Origin of the sequence: Pseudomonas sp. CHM02, from assembly GCF_000612585.1 — a bacterium.
GTDB lineage: Bacteria > Pseudomonadota > Gammaproteobacteria > Pseudomonadales > Pseudomonadaceae > Aquipseudomonas.
The window spans coordinates 28,389-45,878 of sequence record NZ_JFCA01000053.1; the positions used below are offsets into that span (position 1 = coordinate 28,389).

General features: G+C 61.6%; 10 protein-coding genes and 1 pseudogene. 10 read left to right on the top strand and 1 reads right to left on the bottom strand.

Annotation, left to right across the window (positions count from 1 at the left end):
- The first annotated feature begins 51 nt into the window (after nt 1-51).
- Nucleotides 52-1,320 (top strand): malic enzyme-like NAD(P)-binding protein, encoded by a 1,269-nt coding sequence (locus BM70_RS0125735; RefSeq protein WP_016979185.1) that lies wholly within the window; start codon nt 52-54, stop codon nt 1,318-1,320.
- A gap of 309 nt (nt 1,321-1,629) precedes the next feature.
- On the opposite strand, the gene BM70_RS0125740 is transcribed toward BM70_RS0125735, so the two are convergent.
- Entirely contained in the window at nt 1,630-4,089 is a 2,460-nt protein-coding gene (locus BM70_RS0125740) for a penicillin-binding protein 1A (protein ID WP_371262184.1), read from the bottom strand.
- 221 nt (nt 4,090-4,310) lie between these two features.
- Here BM70_RS0125740 and pilM point away from each other — a divergent pair, with 221 nt between their 5' ends.
- From pilM to BM70_RS0125790, 9 genes and pseudogenes are all read left to right on the top strand, one after another.
- The gene (pilM, locus tag BM70_RS0125745; protein ID WP_025858698.1) at nt 4,311-4,964 is read left to right on the top strand and encodes a type IV pilus biogenesis protein PilM; all 654 of its coding nucleotides are present in this window, start codon (nt 4,311-4,313) and stop codon (nt 4,962-4,964) included.
- Entirely contained in the window at nt 4,961-5,515 is a 555-nt protein-coding gene (locus tag BM70_RS0125750) for a PilN domain-containing protein (RefSeq protein ID WP_025858699.1), read from the top strand. Before pilM ends, BM70_RS0125750 begins: the two co-directional genes overlap by 4 nt.
- Nucleotides 5,512-6,483: a pilus assembly protein PilP gene (locus BM70_RS0125755; RefSeq protein WP_025858700.1), complete on the top strand. Its 972-nt coding sequence runs from the start codon at nt 5,512-5,514 to the stop codon at nt 6,481-6,483. The genes BM70_RS0125750 and BM70_RS0125755 overlap by 4 nt, the downstream gene beginning before the upstream one ends.
- A 138-nt stretch (nt 6,484-6,621) precedes the next feature.
- Nucleotides 6,622-7,878: pseudogene (locus BM70_RS0125760) on the top strand (type IV pilus secretin PilQ); the annotation flags it as partial.
- A gap of 4 nt (nt 7,879-7,882) precedes the next feature.
- Nucleotides 7,883-8,401: a shikimate kinase AroK gene (aroK, locus tag BM70_RS0125765; RefSeq protein WP_003187914.1), complete on the top strand. Its 519-nt coding sequence runs from the start codon at nt 7,883-7,885 to the stop codon at nt 8,399-8,401.
- 125 nt (nt 8,402-8,526) lie between these two features.
- Nucleotides 8,527-9,627, top strand: a complete 1,101-nt coding sequence (gene aroB / locus BM70_RS0125770; protein WP_025858702.1) for a 3-dehydroquinate synthase — start codon at nt 8,527-8,529, stop codon at nt 9,625-9,627.
- Nucleotides 9,628-9,637: 10 nt separating this feature from the next.
- On the top strand, nt 9,638-11,197 hold the full coding sequence (locus BM70_RS0125775) for an SPOR domain-containing protein (RefSeq protein ID WP_025858703.1): 1,560 nt from the start codon (nt 9,638-9,640) through the stop codon (nt 11,195-11,197).
- A 353-nt stretch (nt 11,198-11,550) separates the two neighbouring features.
- Complete coding sequence (gltB, locus tag BM70_RS0125785) at nt 11,551-15,996, top strand: glutamate synthase large subunit (RefSeq protein ID WP_025858705.1); 4,446 nt, start codon at nt 11,551-11,553, stop codon at nt 15,994-15,996.
- Between the two features lie 32 nt (nt 15,997-16,028).
- Complete coding sequence (locus BM70_RS0125790; protein ID WP_010213750.1) at nt 16,029-17,447, top strand: FAD-dependent oxidoreductase; 1,419 nt, start codon at nt 16,029-16,031, stop codon at nt 17,445-17,447.
- The last annotated feature ends 43 nt before the right edge of the window (nt 17,448-17,490 follow it).

Below are 17,490 nucleotides of genomic sequence, written 5' to 3' on the forward strand. Positions count from 1 at the left end.
CACGCGTATCCTCGGCGGTCCGTCGACCAACAGTAAAAGCGGAATGCCGATATGTCTGATTTGAAAACTGCCGCTCTCGAATATCATGCCCATCCTCGTCCAGGAAAGCTGAGTGTAGAGCTCACCAAGGCCACTGCCACCGCCCGCGACCTGTCGCTGGCCTACAGCCCTGGTGTTGCCGAGCCCGTACGTGAAATCGCCCGCGACCCCGAACTGGCGTACAAGTACACCGGCAAAGGCAACCTGGTTGCAGTGATTTCCGATGGCACCGCGATTCTCGGCCTGGGTAACCTTGGCCCATTGGCTTCCAAGCCAGTCATGGAAGGTAAAGGCGTGCTGTTCAAGCGCTTTGCCGGCATCGACGTTTTCGACATCGAAGTCGACTCCGAAAGCCCGCAGGCTTTCATCGACACGGTCAAGCGCATTTCCATCACCTTCGGTGGCATCAACCTGGAAGACATCAAGGCACCTGAGTGCTTCGAGATCGAAAAGGCCCTGATCGAACAGTGCGACATTCCAGTATTCCACGATGACCAGCACGGCACCGCGATCGTTACCGCGGCCGGCATGATCAACGCCCTGGAAATCGCTGGCAAAACCCTGGCCGACGCACAGATCGTCTGCCTGGGCGCCGGCGCTGCGGCCATCTCCTGCATGAAGTTGCTGGTGAGCATGGGCGCCAAGCTGGAAAACATCTTCATGGTCGACAGCAAGGGCGTGGTCCAGTCCGAGCGTACCGACCTGAACCAGTACAAGGCGATGTTTGCCCACGCGACTGACAAGCGCACCCTGGCTGACGCCCTCGACGGTGCAGACGTGTTCGTCGGCCTGTCCGGCCCGAACCTGCTGAGCGCCGAAGGCCTCAAGTCCATGGCGGCCAACCCGATCGTGTTCGCTTGCTCCAACCCTGATCCAGAGATCTCCCCGGAACTGGCTCACGCCACCCGTAGCGACGTGATCATGGCGACCGGCCGTTCGGACTACCCGAACCAGGTCAACAACGTGCTGGGCTTCCCGTTCATCTTCCGTGGTGCCCTGGATGTTCGCGCCAAGCGCATCAACGAAGAAATGAAAGTGGCGGCCGCCAACGCCCTGCGTGAACTGGCCAAGCTGCCGGTGCCTCAGGAAGTGTGCGACGCCTACGGTGGTATCAAGCTGGAATTCGGTCGTGAGTACATCATTCCGAAACCAATGGATAAGCGCCTGATCACCCTGATCTCCGATGCCGTGGCCAAAGCCGCCATCGAGACCGGCGTGGCCACCCTGCCATATCCGAAGCACTACCCGCTGCAAAGCGTGGATGATGTGTTCAACGGCTAAGCCGTTGTAACGCACCAACAAAAAGCCCCGGCTCTTGCGAGTCGGGGCTTTTTTGTGGCGGATCTCTTTGTGCAGGGCAGGCTTGCTGTGCTGGTCAGGCTTGCTGTGGTGAGCAGGCCTTTGTGGTGAGTGGGCTTGTTGTGGTGAGCGGGCTTGCCCCGCGCTGGGCTGCGAAGCAGCCCTAAAACCTGCCAACGCGTTTTAACTGGATGAATGCGATACTTGCATTAGGGCCGCTTCGCGCCCCAGCGCGGGACAAGCCCGCTCACCACAAAAGCCCGCTCACCACGATAAGCCTTGGTTCCAACCTCAGAACAGATCGATCGGCGCCGCCTCATCCGCCGGCAGCGGGCTGCCCGGCGCAACACCATTGCCCAGCTCGTTGACCGACGGCGGCGTGTCTTCGCTCTTGAACAGTTCGAAGTACGCGTTCGGCGTGCTTGGCGAGGCGGCGCGGCCGCTGATCGGGTCGATGCGCAGGCTGAGGATGCCTTCCGGCTCCGGCTGCGTATGCGGCGGCTTGTCCTTCAAGGCTGCACCCATGTAACTCATCCAGATCGGCAGCGCGACGGTACCGCCGAACTCGCGACGGCCGAGGCTTTCCGGCTGGTCATAGCCGGTCCACACGGTGGTCACGTAGTCCGCGTTGTAGCCGGAAAACCAGGCATCCTTGGATTCGTTGGTGGTACCGGTCTTGCCGGCGATGTCCGGGCGGTTCAGCGCCAGGGCGCGGCGGCCGGTACCTTTCTTGATCACGTCCTCCAGGATGCTGTTGAGAATGTAAGTGGTACGGCCGTCGACAATGCGCTCGGCGACTGCGGGCGCCTGGGGCTCGGCCGGGGTGCCGTTGGCGGCCGGCGTCGTGCCTGGGGTCGGCTCTATGGTGATGCCGCCATTGCCTGGCGCTGCCAGGCCATCGGTTGCCGCCACGCCGTTGACCACGTCACCCGGCACGCGTGGCGGGTTGGCGGTGAACAGGGTGTCGCCGTTGCGGCTTTCAATCTTGTCGATCAGGTACGGCGCGATCTTGTAGCCGCCGTTGGCAAAGGTGCTCCAGCCCGTGGCGATTTCCATCGGCGTGAGGGTCGCGGTGCCCAGGGCCAGGGACAGGTTCGGCGGCAGGTCCGACTTGGCGAAGCCGAAGCGCGTCATGTAATCGATGGTCTTGCCCACGCCCATCGCCTGCAGCAGGCGGATCGACACCAGGTTGCGCGACTTGTACAGCGCCTCGCGGATACGGATAGGGCCCAGGAAGGTGTTGGTATCGTTCTTCGGGCGCCAGACCTTGTCCAGGTATTCGTCGACAAACACGATCGGTGCATCGTTGACCAGGCTGGCGGCGGTGTAGCCGTTGTCCAGTGCAGCGCTGTAGATGAACGGCTTGAAGCTCGAACCTGGCTGACGCTTGGCCTGGGTGGCGCGGTTGTAGTTGCTTTGTTCGAACGCGAAGCCGCCGACCAGGGCGCGGATCGCACCGTTCTGTGGGTCCAGCGACACCAGTGCGCCCTGGGCCAATGGCACCTGGCTGAATTTGAGGCTGTCGTCTTTCTGGCGTTGCACGCGGATCAAGTCACCCACCTGCGCGACGTCCGACGGCTGCTTGGGCATCGCACCCATGCTGTTGGTGTTCAGGAATGGCCGCGCCCATTTCATGCTGTCCCACGCCACATGGGCTTCGCCAGTGCGGGTCAGCACCTGAACGCCATCTTTCTTCACCTGGGTAACGATGGCCGGTTCCAGGCCGCTGATCGAGCGTTGCTTGCCCAACTCGGTGGTCCAGGCGCTGAGGGTCTTGCCCGGCAGGCGAGATTCAGGGCCGCGGTAGCCGTGGCGCTGGTCGTAGGTGATCAGGCCGGAGTGCACCGAGGTATTGGCGATTTCCTGCAGGTCGCTCGGTACGGTGGTGGTCACGCGGAAACCTTCGGTATAGGCCTCGCTGCCGTAGCGGCCGACCATCTCGGCACGTGCCATTTCGGCGATATAGGGGGCGTTCACTTCCGGCGTCGGCACGTGGTAACTGGCGTTCAGCGGTTCGGCGATGGCGCTTTCGTAAGCGGCCTGGTCGATCTTGCCCAGCTTGTACATGCGTCCCAGGATCCAGTCGCGGCGCTCTTTGCTGCGCGCCGGGTTGGCCAGCGGGTTGAAGCGTGAAGGGGCTTTTGGCAGGCCGGCGATCATGGCCATCTGCGCCAGGCTGGCGTCACGGATGGACTTGCCGTAGTAGACCTGGGAAGCCGCCTCGATCCCGTAGGCGCGGTTGCCCAGGTAGATCTTGTTGACGTACAGCTCGAGGATTTCGTCCTTGGTCAATTGGCGTTCGATCTGCAGCGCCAGGAGGATTTCAGTGGCCTTGCGCGAAAAGCTGCGCTCGCTGGTGAGGAAGAAGTTCTTCGCCACCTGCATGGTGATGGTGCTGCCGCCGGACTGAATGTGTCCGCTTTTTACCAATTGGGTGGCTGCACGCACCAGGCTGCTGGGGTCGACGCCATAGTGGTTGGCAAAATTATCGTCTTCGGCCGAGAGCAGGGCGCTGATGAAATTGGGTGGAATATCGGCAAAACGGATCGGTGTGCGGCGCATTTCGCCGAACTCCGCGATCAGTTTTTCATCGCTGCTGTAGACCCGCAAAGGAATCTGCAACTGGATACTTCTAAGGGCCTCTACGGAAGGCAAACCCGGACTAAGGTAGAGGTAGGCCCCGCTGAGCACGAGCAGCAGCCCGCAAACGATGGCGACAATGGAGTACCCGAAAAACTTCAGCAGACGAATCAAGGCTTTTGGATTTCCAGAGAAAAGAATGAGTTAGGCGTCGGGGCATGCATGGCAAACGATGGATCGACCCGAGCTGCAGATAAAAAGCGGGAAAAAACGCTGGGCATTAAAGCATTTTTCGACTTGGGGCGTCATTCGCACCTGTTCAACAAGTCGACCGAATGCATGGCGCCCAGCAGCAATCAGGCGGTATGACAGGCAAAGTTTTAGGGAGTTTTATGGGAAAGGGATTTTTCAGGCAAAAACTCGACACCCTGCTGGGCGTCGACATCAATGACGCGGCAATCCGGCTGGTGGAGCTGGGCCGTTCAACCTCGGGTTACAACATTCAGGCTTACGCCACGCAGCCATTGCCCGTGCAATCGGTGGTCGATGGCATATTCCTCGATCTCGAAGGCGTTGGCCGCGCCTTGCGCAGTGCATTGTCGCGGCTGTCGACATCCGTTCGGGGCGCCGCTGTCGCCGTGGCCGGACCGTCGGTGATCACGCGGATGATCGAGATGGAGGCCGGGCTGACTGAAGATGAGATGACCTGGATGATCCAGATGGAGGCAGACCAGTACATTCCTTATCCTCTGGATGACGTGGCCATCGACTTTCAAGTACGCGGGCCGACGGCACTGGACCCCGGCCGAATCGAGGTGCTGCTGGCGGCGTGCCTGAAGGAGCAGGTCGAAGCGCGGGAGGCAGTCCTGGCCCTCGCCGGGCTGAAGCCCAGGGTGATCGATGTCGAAGCGTTTGCATTGGCGCGCGCTTGCAGTCAGGATTTCGCCAGCTTCACGCCGAGTCATCGAGTGGATGGTGCACAATGGGCCGTGGATGCCCAAGGGATGGGGATTGCTTGCGGGTTGGCCCTGAGGAGTTTCGCTTGAAGACACGAATCAACCTATTGCCTTGGCGCCAGGCGCTGGCAGAGCGGCGACGCAAGTATTTGCTGGCGTGTTTGCTGGCATTCGCCTGCGCGGCGCTGGCGGCCGTGTGGCTGGCGGACCAGGTGATCGACCAGGCAATCGACCGGCAGGTAACCCGCAATGATCATCTGGGCAAGGACATCGCCGGCCTGGATTCACGCATCAAGACCATCGACGACCTGCAGGAGCAAAGCCAGCAGTTGGCGCAGCGCATGAAAGTCGTGCAAGACCTGCATGACTCCCGCTCGTCCGGTGCCCAGCTGTTGGATCAGTTGGCCCGCGCGGTACCCGACGGTGTGCACCTGCATGAAGTGGTGGCGAAGGGCGACACGGTGAGTATCAGCGGCAGCGCCGAGTCCAGCCAGGATATCGCCCAGTTGATGCGCCGCCTCGAGGCGGCGCAAGGCGCCCACTCCACGCGTCTGCAACATGTGCGAACGGATGGCGCGCGCGGCAACAATGAATTCCAGCTGATGGTGCGTCAGGGAGAGTCGTCCGAGGCTCAACCTTGAGCCTGCCAAGGCTCAATCTTTCTGCGCTCACTCACAACGCTGCAAAATGGCCCCTCCCTGGCAAGGCCCTGTTGGGCTGTGCGCTGGCGGGCGTGGTGTTTTTGGTGGGTGACTTGGTGTACCTGAGCCCGTCGCGGCAGCGGTTGTACCTGGTCGAGGTGCAGGAAGTGGCCCTGAAGCAGCACGTCGCACAAAAGACGGCCCTGGCTGCCAGCCTTGAGGCGCGTACGCACCACCTCCAACTCATGCAGGCGAAGGCCGATGAGCTGGTGCAGGCATTGCCGGGGCACTCCGAAATGCCTGGTTTGCTGGAGGACCTCGCGGGCTTGGCGCTGGCCAATGGTTTGCTGGTCGAGCGTGTCACCCCGCTGGATGAGCAGCCTCGGCAGTTCTATCACGAGCAGCCCGTGCAAATCGGCTTGATCGGGGCTTATCACGACCTGGCAATGTTCCTGAACGGCCTGGGTGGGCTGTCACGAATCGCCACGGTGCACGATGTCGCCCTGCGCCGTGATGGCAAGCTGTTGCGCCTTGATCTGCTGGCCAAGACCTATTGGCAGGTGCAGCCAGGCAGTGGTCTGGGCGGGCAAGGCGCGAAAGGGCCGGCATTTGTGTATGACTCGTCAGGCCTGCGCGATCCGTTTCAACGGCTGGCCGTTCAGGTCGACCATGCGCCTGGGCGTCCCGCCCGTGCGCCGGATCTCACCCGGCCACGTGGAGCGCTCGAAGGCCTGGCAATGGACCAGTTCGAAATGGTCGGCACGCTGTCCCGTGGCGTGCAGGCCTTCGCCTTGCTGCGTGCGGCATCGAGGGTGCATCGGCTGGAGGTCGGTGACTACCTGGGTCCGGACCATGGCCGAGTCACGGCCATCCATGAGCGCTGCGTCGAATTGGTCGAGCTGTTTCCTGATGGTCGGGGCGCATGGCTGGAGCGTCCGCGAACCCTCGTGTTAAACGTCAACTCATAACGGAATCAAACAATGAAAAGGACTTTCTCGTCCTTCGGTGTGGCGCTATGGATAGCGTTCACGGCACCGATGGCTGCTGCTGTGCCCAATCGTGTAGACCTGATCCAGTTGCCACCCCCTGGCAACGTCACGTCGAGCGCCTATACAGGTGACAGGCTCAACCTCAACTTCCAGAGCATCGAGTTGCGCACGGCGTTGCAGCAAATTGCCGATGTGGCGGGCCTCAACCTGGTGGCGAGCGACGATGTGCAAGGTTCAATTACCCTGCGCCTCAAGGAGGTGCCCTGGGACCAGGCGCTGGACCTGGTGCTGCAGGCCAAGGGGCTGGATAAGCGAGTAAAGGCCGGCGTGCTGTTGGTCGCCCCCGCCGAAGCGTTGGCCGCGCGTGAGTTGCTGACCCTGGAGTCGCGCAAGCAAATGGCTGAACTGGCGCCCTTGCGTCGGGAGCTGTTGCAAGTCAACTACGCCAAGGCGGCGGACCTGGCCAAGCTGTTCCAGTCGGTGACGGGGCTGGAGGGCGTCACCGATGAGCGTGGCTCGGTGGCGGTGGATGATCGCACCAACAACATCATCGCCTACCAGACCGGAGAGCGGCTGGAGGAACTGCGGCGGATCGTGGCGCAGCTGGATATTCCGGTGCGCCAGGTGATGATCGAAGCGCGGATTGTCGAGGCCAATGTCGATTACGACAAAAGCCTGGGGGCCCGCTGGGGTGGGCGACTCAATCGCGGCAACTGGGGCGCGGGAGGTCTCCCGAAACCTCTGCCTGAAGGTGCTGAGCCGCCGGAGAACCCGCCCAGCGCACCGTTTGTGGACCTGGGCTCGCTGACCGGCACCTCCGGCCTGGGCATCGCCTTTATCACCGACAACCTGCTGTTGGACCTCGAGCTTACCGCCATGGAAAAAACCGGCAATGGTGAAATCGTCTCGCAACCCAAGGTAGTGACTTCCGATAAGGAAACCGCGCGCATCCTCAAGGGCACCGAAATCCCCTATCAGGAATCCAGCTCCAGCGGCGCTACGTCGGTGTCGTTCAAGGAGGCCTCATTGTCGCTGGAGGTGACCCCGCAGATCACCCCCGATGACCGGGTGATCATGGAGGTCAAGGTCACCAAGGATGAGCCCGACTACCTGAACAAACTCAATGACGTGCCGCCGATCAAGAAAAACGAGGTCAACGCCAAGGTGCTGGTCAAGGACGGCGAGACCATCGTCATCGGCGGAGTTTTCTCCAATACCCAAAGCAAAGTGGTAGATAAAGTGCCATTTTTGGGCGATGTGCCGTATCTTGGCCGCCTTTTCCGGCGCGATGTGCTGGCGGAGAAAAAATCCGAGCTGCTGGTATTCCTGACTCCGCGTATTATGAATAACCAGGCGATTGCTGTGAGTCGTTGATTCTGTGCGAAATTTGATTCTTGTAGGACCGATGGGCGCTGGAAAAAGCACCATCGGCCGTTTGCTGGCCAAAGAGCTGCGCCTGCCGTTCAAAGATTCCGACAAGGAAATTGAATTGCGCACGGGTGCCAATATCCCATGGATCTTCGATAAGGAAGGCGAACTGGGCTTTCGTGACCGCGAGCAGGCGATGATCGCCGAGCTGTGCGGCTGCGACGGCGTGGTATTGGCCACCGGCGGTGGTGCAGTGATGCGCGATGAAAACCGTCGGGCGCTGCATGCCGGTGGTCGGGTGGTCTATCTGCATGCGTCGGTCGAGCAGCAGGTGGGTCGCACTGCCCGCGATCGCAATCGTCCGTTGCTGCGCACCGCCGATCCGGCAAAGACTTTGCGTGACCTGCTGGCGCTGCGCGATCCGCTGTACCGGGAAATCGCCGATCTGGTGGTGGAAACCGATGAGCGGCCACCCCGGATGGTGGTCCTCGACATTCTTGAGCGCCTGCAACGGCTGCCACCCCGTTAAAGCCAGGCCCGAAATGCGCTATTCTCGGCGGCGCGCCACCACCCTCCAAGGTGTGGCGTAGAGCCATCAGGCGACGTCAGATCTTGATGTTGCCGGTCGTCAATACATCTTCAACGCGGGGACACATGCAGACACTTAAGGTCGATCTAGGCGAGCGCAGCTACCCGATCCATATTGGCGAAGGTCTGTTGGACCAGCCCGAGCTGCTCGCACCGCATATTGCCGGGCGGCAGGTGGCGATCATCTCCAACGAAACGGTCGCGCCGCTGTATCTTGAGCGTCTGAGCCGCAGTCTGGCGGCGTATTCCGTTATCTCTGTGATCTTGCCCGACGGCGAAGCCCACAAGAACTGGGAAACCCTGCAACTGATCTTTGACGGGCTGCTGACCGCCCGTCATGACCGCCGCACCACCGTGATCGCCCTGGGCGGCGGTGTGATCGGCGACATGGCCGGTTTCGCAGCGGCCTGCTACCAGCGTGGCGTGGACTTTATCCAGGTGCCGACCACCTTGCTGTCCCAAGTCGATTCGTCGGTGGGCGGCAAGACCGGCATCAACCACCCGCTGGGCAAGAACATGGTGGGCGCGTTCTACCAGCCCCAAGCCGTGCTGATCGACACCGCCACCCTCAACACCTTGCCGCCGCGCGAGTTGTCGGCGGGCCTGGCGGAAGTCATCAAGTATGGGCTGATCTGCGACGAGCCGTTCCTGACCTGGCTGGAAGCGCACGTCGACGCGCTGCGCAATCTGGACCAGGTGGCACTCACCGAAGCGATTTCTCGCTCCTGCGCCGCCAAGGCACTGGTGGTGAATGCCGACGAACGGGAGTCCGGTGTACGGGCCACCTTGAACCTGGGCCACACCTTCGGCCATGCGATCGAAACGCACATGGGCTATGGTGTGTGGTTGCATGGGGAGGCCGTAGCGGCTGGCACTGTGATGGCATTGGAGATGTCGCAGCGCCTGGGTTGGATCAGCGCCCAAGAGCGTGATCGTGGTATCCGCCTGTTCCAGCGTGCCGGTTTGCCGGTCATCCCGCCTGAGGAGATGACTGAGGCGGACTTCCTCGAACATATGGCGATAGACAAGAAAGTGATCGACGGTCGACTGCGACTGGTGCTGCTGCGCCACATGGGCGAAGCGGTAGTGACCGACGATTATCCGAAAGAGATTTTACAGGCCACGCTGGGAGCGGATTACCGCGCCCTGGCCCAGCTTAAAGGTTAATAAGATCCCGATGACTAGTTTGCATGCCGACGAGGCGTTCCTCGGCCATTACCAGTTAAGCCACGACCCCTTTGCTCCACGGGTACCTGGTTTCAAATTTTTCCCGGCCCAGCGCAAGCCCGTGCTCGGCCAGTTGCATCATCTCGCGCGCTACAGCCAGCTGCTGCTGGTCGTAACCGGGCCGCTGGGCAGCGGCAAGACCCTGTTGCGCCAGGCCCTGGTGGCCAGCACCAACAAGCAGTCCGTGCAGAGCGTGGTGGTGTCGGCCCGTGGTGCTGGCGATGCAGCGGGCGTGCTGCGCCAGGTGGCACAGGCGCTGGACGTGTCCACTGCCGAGCCGAACGCGATCCTCAAGCAGGTGGTGCAACTGGGCCTGACCGGCCAGGAAGTCTACCTGCTGGTGGATGACGCCGAGCAGCTCGACGAATCTGCCCTCGAAGCGCTGCTGGCACTCGCCGCGGGTACGCCGGAAGGCCGTCCGCACGTGTTCCTGTTTGGTGAGTCGTCGTTGATTGCCGACCTCGAGCAGATCAGTGGCGACCAGGAGCTGTTCCACGTCATCGAACTGCAGCCGTACGAAGAGGAAGAAACCCGCGAATACCTGGCTCAACGCCTGGAAGGCGCAGGGGCGGGCATCGAACTTTTCTCCGCTCAGCAGATCTCTGATATTCACGAAAGCTCCGACGGCTGGCCTGGCACCATCAACCAGGTCGCCCGCGATGCCATGATCGAAGCCATGATTGCCAGCCGCTCTGCGGTCAAGCGTCCAAAGATGGGGTTCACTATGCCTAAGAAACACGTATTGGCTATTTCCGCCGTTGTCGTGGTCGCTGTCGCCGCCGCCTGGTTGATTCCGGGTCGCAGCAAGGCGCCGACCACCGCCGGTGCGCCAACCGAGCAGGCGCAATTGCCACTGGGCAAGCCCACGCCAAATGTCGAGTTCGCCAACTCCGGCCAACCGACCAACCTGCCGATGGTCGGCCAGCCTGTCATGCGTGGCCCGCTCGCCGAAGAAGCCGGTGGCATTTCCGAAGGCGACGACGGCGTGCCGGTGGAAGGTTCCAGCGCCACACCGCCGACCGTGACCACCACTGCGCCACCCGCGGGCGTGCCAGCCGGTCAGCCAGCGGCCAAGCCGACACCTGCTCCGACTGTCGCCACCGCCAAGCCTGCGCCTGTGACCAAGCCGGTCGCGCCTGCACCAGTCGCCAAGCCAGCCCCGGCTCCGGCTGCCAAGCCTGCTGAAAAGCCGGCCGCCACCGTTGCCAAAGCCGGCGCCGCTGGCAGCAGCTGGTACGCCAGCCAGCCGACCGGCAACTTCGTGGTGCAGATTCTCGGCACCAGCTCCGAAGCCAACGCCCAGGCGTTCGTGAAAGAGCAGGGCGGCGAGTACCGTTATTTCAAGAAAGTGCTCAACGGCAAGCCTCTCTACGTGATCACCTACGGCAACTTCTCCAGCCGTGCAGCCGCCGATTCTGCGATCAAAACCTTGCCAGCGAAGGTCCAGGCTGGTAAACCTTGGCCTCGCACTGTTGCCAGCGTTCAACAAGAACTCGCAACAACTCGCTGAAGATCCGGCGGCCTTACCCAGGCCGCCCTCCCGGCACCTCAAAAAATAACCGCAAGTGCGTGCAGTCTCTAGAGACCGCGCGCTTTGTGGTGTCTGCGTCACAGTGGCTTTTGAGTCGTAGCGGTCAGAATTAAAAAAGTTTTGACTAGCACAGCATATCGCTTTAAACCTTTCATAAATGCGACATAGATTTGCGACATTTCGTCGCTAAATTTGTGAGCGTCTGTGTCGGTGTGTACAATGACCTCCCTTTTGCCCCCGCTAAGCCGGCGTACGTTCGGCGTGGAAGGTAACCGGTTGAATTGAAAAGAAATTTGCCTCGATATAAGAGGCAGCCTGGTGAGAAAGTGTCTATGAAAGCAGGTCTGTACCAACCCGATGAATTCAAGGATAACTGCGGTTTCGGCCTGATAGCCCATATGCAGGGCGAGCCCAGTCATACCCTTTTGCAAACGGCCATCGAGGCCCTGACCTGCATGACCCACCGCGGTGGGATCAACGCCGACGGCAAGACCGGTGACGGTTGTGGCTTGCTGATTCAAAAGCCCGACCAGTTCCTGCGCGCTGTCGCAAAAGAGCAATTTGCTGTCGACCTGCCCAAGCAGTACGCCGTGGGCATGGTGTTTTTCAACCAGGACCCGGTCAAAGCCGAAGCCGCTCGCGAAAACATGAACCGCGAGATCCTGGCCGCCGGCCTGCAACTCGTTGGCTGGCGCAAAGTGCCGATCGACACCAGTGTACTCGGCCGCCTGGCCAACGAGCGCCTGCCACAGATCGAACAAGTGTTCATTGCAGGCGAAGGCCTGAGCGACCAGGACATGGCGATCAAGCTGTTCACGTCGCGTCGTCGTTCGTCCGTGGCCAATGCCGCCGACACCGACCACTACATCTGCAGCTTTTCCCACAAGACCATCATTTACAAAGGCCTGATGATGCCGGCGGACTTGACCGCCTTCTATCCAGACCTGAGCGATGAGCGCCTGCAAACCGCAATCTGCGTGTTCCACCAGCGCTTCTCCACCAACACCCTGCCGAAATGGCCGCTGGCCCAGCCATTCCGCTTCCTCGCCCACAACGGCGAGATCAACACCATCACCGGCAACCGCAACTGGGCCGTGGCCCGTCGCACCAAGTTCGCCAACGACCTGATGGACCTCGAAGAGCTCGGCCCGCTGGTCAACCGCGTGGGTTCCGACTCCTCCAGCATGGACAACATGCTCGAGCTGATGGTCACCGGCGGCATCGACCTGTTCCGTGGCGTGCGCATGATCATTCCGCCAGCGTGGCAGAACGTCGAGACCATGGACCCGGACCTGCGTGCATTCTACGAGTACAACTCGATGCACATGGAACCGTGGGACGGCCCGGCCGGCGTGGTCATGACCGACGGCCGCTACGCGGTGTGCCTGCTCGACCGTAACGGTCTGCGCCCGGCGCGTTGGGTCACCACCACCAACGGCTTCATCACCCTCGCGTCGGAAATCGGCGTGTGGAACTACAAGCCTGAAGACGTGATCGCCAAAGGCCGCGTTGGCCCTGGCCAGATCCTGGCCGTGGACACCGAGACCGGTCAGATCCTCGACACCGATGCCATCGACAACCGCTTGAAGTCGCGTCACCCCTACAAGCAATGGCTGCGCAAGAACGCCCTGCGCATCCAGGCGACCATGGAAGACAACGACCACGGTTCGGCTTTCTATGACGTCGACCAGCTCAAGCAGTACATGAAGATGTACCAGGTCACGTTCGAAGAGCGCGACCAGGTGCTGCGTCCGCTCGGCGAGCAAGGCTACGAGGCGGTCGGTTCCATGGGCGATGACACGCCAATGGCCGTGCTGTCCCAGCGCGTACGTACGCCGTACGACTATTTCCGCCAGCAGTTCGCCCAGGTGACCAACCCGCCGATCGACCCGCTGCGCGAAGCCATCGTGATGTCCCTGGAAGTGTGCCTCGGTGCCGAGCGCAACATTTTCCAGGAATCGCCAGAGCACGCCTCCCGCGTGATCCTCAGCTCACCGGTCATTTCCCCGGCCAAGTGGCGCTCGTTGATGACCCTGGACCGCCCAGGCTTCGACCGCCAGATCATCGACCTGAACTACGACGAGAGCCTCGGCCTTGAAGCCGCCGTGCGCAACGTCGCTGACCAGGCCGAAGAGGCCGTGCGCGCCGGTCGTACCCAGATCGTATTGACCGATCGTCACATCGCGCCGGGCAGGCTGCCGATCCACGCTTCGCTGGCCACCGGCGCAGTGCATCACCGCCTGACCGAAAAAGGCCTGCGCTGCGACTCCAACATCCTCGTGGAAACCGCCACCGCCCGCGACCCGCATCACTTCGCGGTGCTGATCGGTTTTGGCGCCTCGGCGGTGTACCCGTTCCTCGCGTACGAAGTGCTGGGTGACCTGATCCGCACCGGTGAAGTGCTGGGCGACCTCTATGAGGTGTTCAAGAACTACCGTAAGGGCATCACCAAGGGCCTGCTGAAGATCCTGTCGAAGATGGGCATCTCCACCGTCACGTCCTACCGCGGTGCTCAATTGTTCGAAGCCATCGGCCTCTCCGAAGAAGTCTGCGAGCTGAGCTTCCGTGGCGTGCCGAGCCGCATCAAGGGCGCGCGTTTCGTCGACATCGAAGCTGAACAGAAAGCCCTGGCAGCCGAAGCCTGGAGCGCGCGCAAGCCGATCCAGCAAGGTGGCCTGCTCAAATTCGTGCACGGTGGCGAATACCACGCGTACAACCCGGACGTGGTCAACACCCTGCAAGCCGCCGTGCAGCAGGGCGACTATGCCAAGTTCAAGGAATACACCGCGCTGGTGGATAACCGCCCGGTGTCGATGATCCGCGACCTGTTCAAGGTGAAGACCCTGGACACGCCGATGGACATCGCCGAAGTCGAGCCGCTGGAATCGATCCTCAAGCGCTTCGACTCCGCCGGTATTTCCCTGGGCGCGTTGTCGCCTGAGGCCCATGAAGCCCTGGCCGAAGCCATGAACCGCCTGGGTGCGCGTTCCAACTCCGGCGAAGGCGGCGAAGACCCGGCGCGCTACGGCACCATCAAGAGCTCGAAAATCAAGCAGGTGGCGACGGGCCGTTTCGGTGTAACCCCGGAATACCTGGTCAACGCCGAAGTGCTGCAGATCAAGGTAGCCCAGGGCGCCAAGCCCGGTGAAGGCGGCCAGCTGCCAGGCGGCAAGGTCAACGGGCTGATTGCCAAGCTGCGTTACGCAGTGCCGGGCGTGACGCTGATTTCGCCGCCGCCGCACCACGACATCTACTCGATTGAAGACTTGTCGCAGCTGATTTTCGACCTGAAACAAGTCAACCCGCAGGCCCTGGTCTCGGTGAAACTGGTAGCAGAAGCCGGTGTGGGCACCATCGCCGCCGGCGTGGCCAAGGCCTATGCCGACCTGATCACCATCTCTGGCTACGACGGCGGTACCGGCGCTTCGCCGCTGACCTCCATCAAGTACGCCGGTGCACCGTGGGAACTGGGCCTGGCCGAAACCCACCAGACCCTGCGCGGCAACGACCTGCGCGGCAAGGTTCGGGTACAGACCGACGGCGGCCTGAAAACCGGCCTTGATGTGATCAAGGCCGCGATCCTCGGCGCCGAAAGCTTCGGCTTCGGTACCGCGCCGATGATCGCGCTGGGCTGCAAATACCTGCGCATCTGCCACCTGAACAACTGCGCCACTGGTGTCGCGACGCAGAACGAGAAGCTGCGCAAGGATCACTACATCGGCACCGTCGACATGGTGGTGAACTTCTTCACCTACGTCGCCGAAGAAACCCGTGAGTGGCTGGCCAAGCTGGGCGTGCGTTCCCTCGAAGAGCTGATCGGGCGTACCGACCTGCTGGACATCCTCGAAGGCCAGACCGCCAAGCAGCATCACCTGGACCTGACGCCGCTGTTGGGCAGCGACCACATCCCGGCGGACAAGCCACAATTCTGCCAGGTGGACCGCAACCCACCGTTCGACAAGGGCCTGTTGGCCGAGAAGATGGTCGAGATGGCTGCTTCCTCGATCAACGATGCCAGCGGTGGCGAATTCGCCCTGGATATCTGCAACTGCGACCGTTCGATTGGCGCCCGCATCTCCGGCGAAATCGCGCGCAAGCACGGCAACCAAGGCATGGCGAAAGCGCCGATCACTTTCCGCTTCAACGGTACCGCGGGCCAGAGCTTCGGCGTGTGGAACGCCGGTGGCCTGCACATGTACCTCGAAGGCGACGCCAACGACTATGTAGGCAAGGGCATGACTGGCGGCAAGCTGGTGATCGTTCCGCCTAAAGGCAGCGTCTACAAGACCCAGGACAGTGCCATCATCGGCAACACCTGCTTGTACGGCGCCACCGGTGGCAAGCTGTTCGCCGCCGGTACCGCCGGTGAGCGTTTCGCCGTGCGTAACTCCGGTGCCCACACCGTGGTGGAAGGCACTGGCGATCACTGCTGCGAGTACATGACCGGTGGCTTTGTCGCGGTACTGGGCAAGACCGGTTACAACTTCGGCTCGGGCATGACCGGCGGTTTCGCCTACGTGCTCGACCAGGACAACACCTTCGTCGACAAGGTCAACCACGAGTTGGTCGAGATCCAGCGGATCAGCGGCGAAGCCATGGAATCCTACCGGAACCACTTGCAGCACGTGCTGGACGAGTACGTCGAGGAGACCGGCAGCGAATGGGGTCGTAACCTCGCTGAAAACCTCGATGATTACCTGCGTCGTTTCTGGCTGGTCAAGCCCAAGGCTGCCAACCTGAAATCGTTGCTTTCCAGCATCCGTGCCAACCCGCAGTGATATGCGCCTGAAGAGTTTGATGAGGTTTTAACATGGCTGAACGTCTGAATAACGACTTCCAGTTCATCGATGTCGGGCGCAAAGATCCGAAGAAGAAACTGTTGCGTCAACGCAAGAAAGAGTTCGTGGAGATCTACGAACCCTTCAAACCCCAGCACTCGGCCGACCAGGCTCACCGCTGCCTGGGTTGCGGTAACCCGTATTGCGAATGGAAGTGCCCGGTGCACAACTTCATTCCCAACTGGCTGAAGCTGGTGGCCGAGGGCAACATCCTCGCCGCCGCCGAGCTGTCGCACCAGACCAACACCCTGCCGGAAGTGTGCGGCCGGGTGTGCCCGCAGGACCGTCTGTGCGAAGGTGCCTGCACCCTCAACGACGGCTTCGGCGCCGTGACCATCGGTTCGGTGGAGAAGTACATCACCGACACCGCGTTCGCCATGGGCTGGCGTCCGGACATGTCCAAGGTCAAGCCGACCGGCAAGCGCGTCGCCATCATCGGCGCCGGCCCTGCCGGCCTGGGTTGTGCCGACGTATTGGTGCGTGGTGGCGTGACCCCGGTGGTGTTCGACAAGAACCCGGAAATCGGCGGCCTGCTGACCTTCGGTATCCCCGAGTTCAAGCTGGAAAAGACCGTCCTGAGCAACCGTCGTGAAGTGTTCACCGGCATGGGCATCGAGTTCCGCCTGAACACCGAGATCGGCAAAGACGTGACCATGGAGCAACTGCTCGAAGAATACGATGCGGTGTTCATGGGCATGGGCACCTACACCTACATGAAGGGCGGTTTTGCCGGTGAGGATCTGCCGGGCGTTTACGACGCGTTGGATTTCCTGATCGCCAACGTCAACCGCAACCTGGGCTTTGAAAAGTCGCCGGAAGACTTCGTCGACATGAAAGGCAAGAAGGTCGTGGTGCTCGGCGGTGGCGACACCGCGATGGACTGCAACCGCACCTCGATCCGCCAGGGCGCCAAATCGGTGACTTGTGCGTATCGTCGTGACGAAGCCAACATGCCCGGCTCGCGCAAAGAGGTGAAGAACGCCAAGGAAGAAGGCGTGAAATTCCTCTACAACCGCCAGCCGATCGCTATCGTCGGCGAAGACCGCGTCGAAGGCGTGAAGGTGGTCGAGACCCGTCTCGGCGAACCGGACGCCCGTGGCCGTCGCAGCCCCGAGCCGATCCCGGGTTCCGAAGAAATCATCCCGGCCGATGCCGTGGTCATCGCCTTCGGCTTCCGTCCAAGCCCGGCGCCGTGGTTCGAGCAGTTCCAGATCCAGACCGACAGCCAGGGCCGAGTCGTTGCCCCGGAACAAGGCCAGTACAAGCACCAGACCAGCAACCCGAAGATCTTCGCCGGTGGCGATATGGTGCGCGGGTCTGACCTGGTGGTAACGGCGATCTTCGAAGGCCGCAATGCCGCCGAAGGGATCCTGGATTACCTGCAGGTCTGATCACCGTAGCCCCTGTAGGAGCCGGCTTGCCGGCGATGGCGAT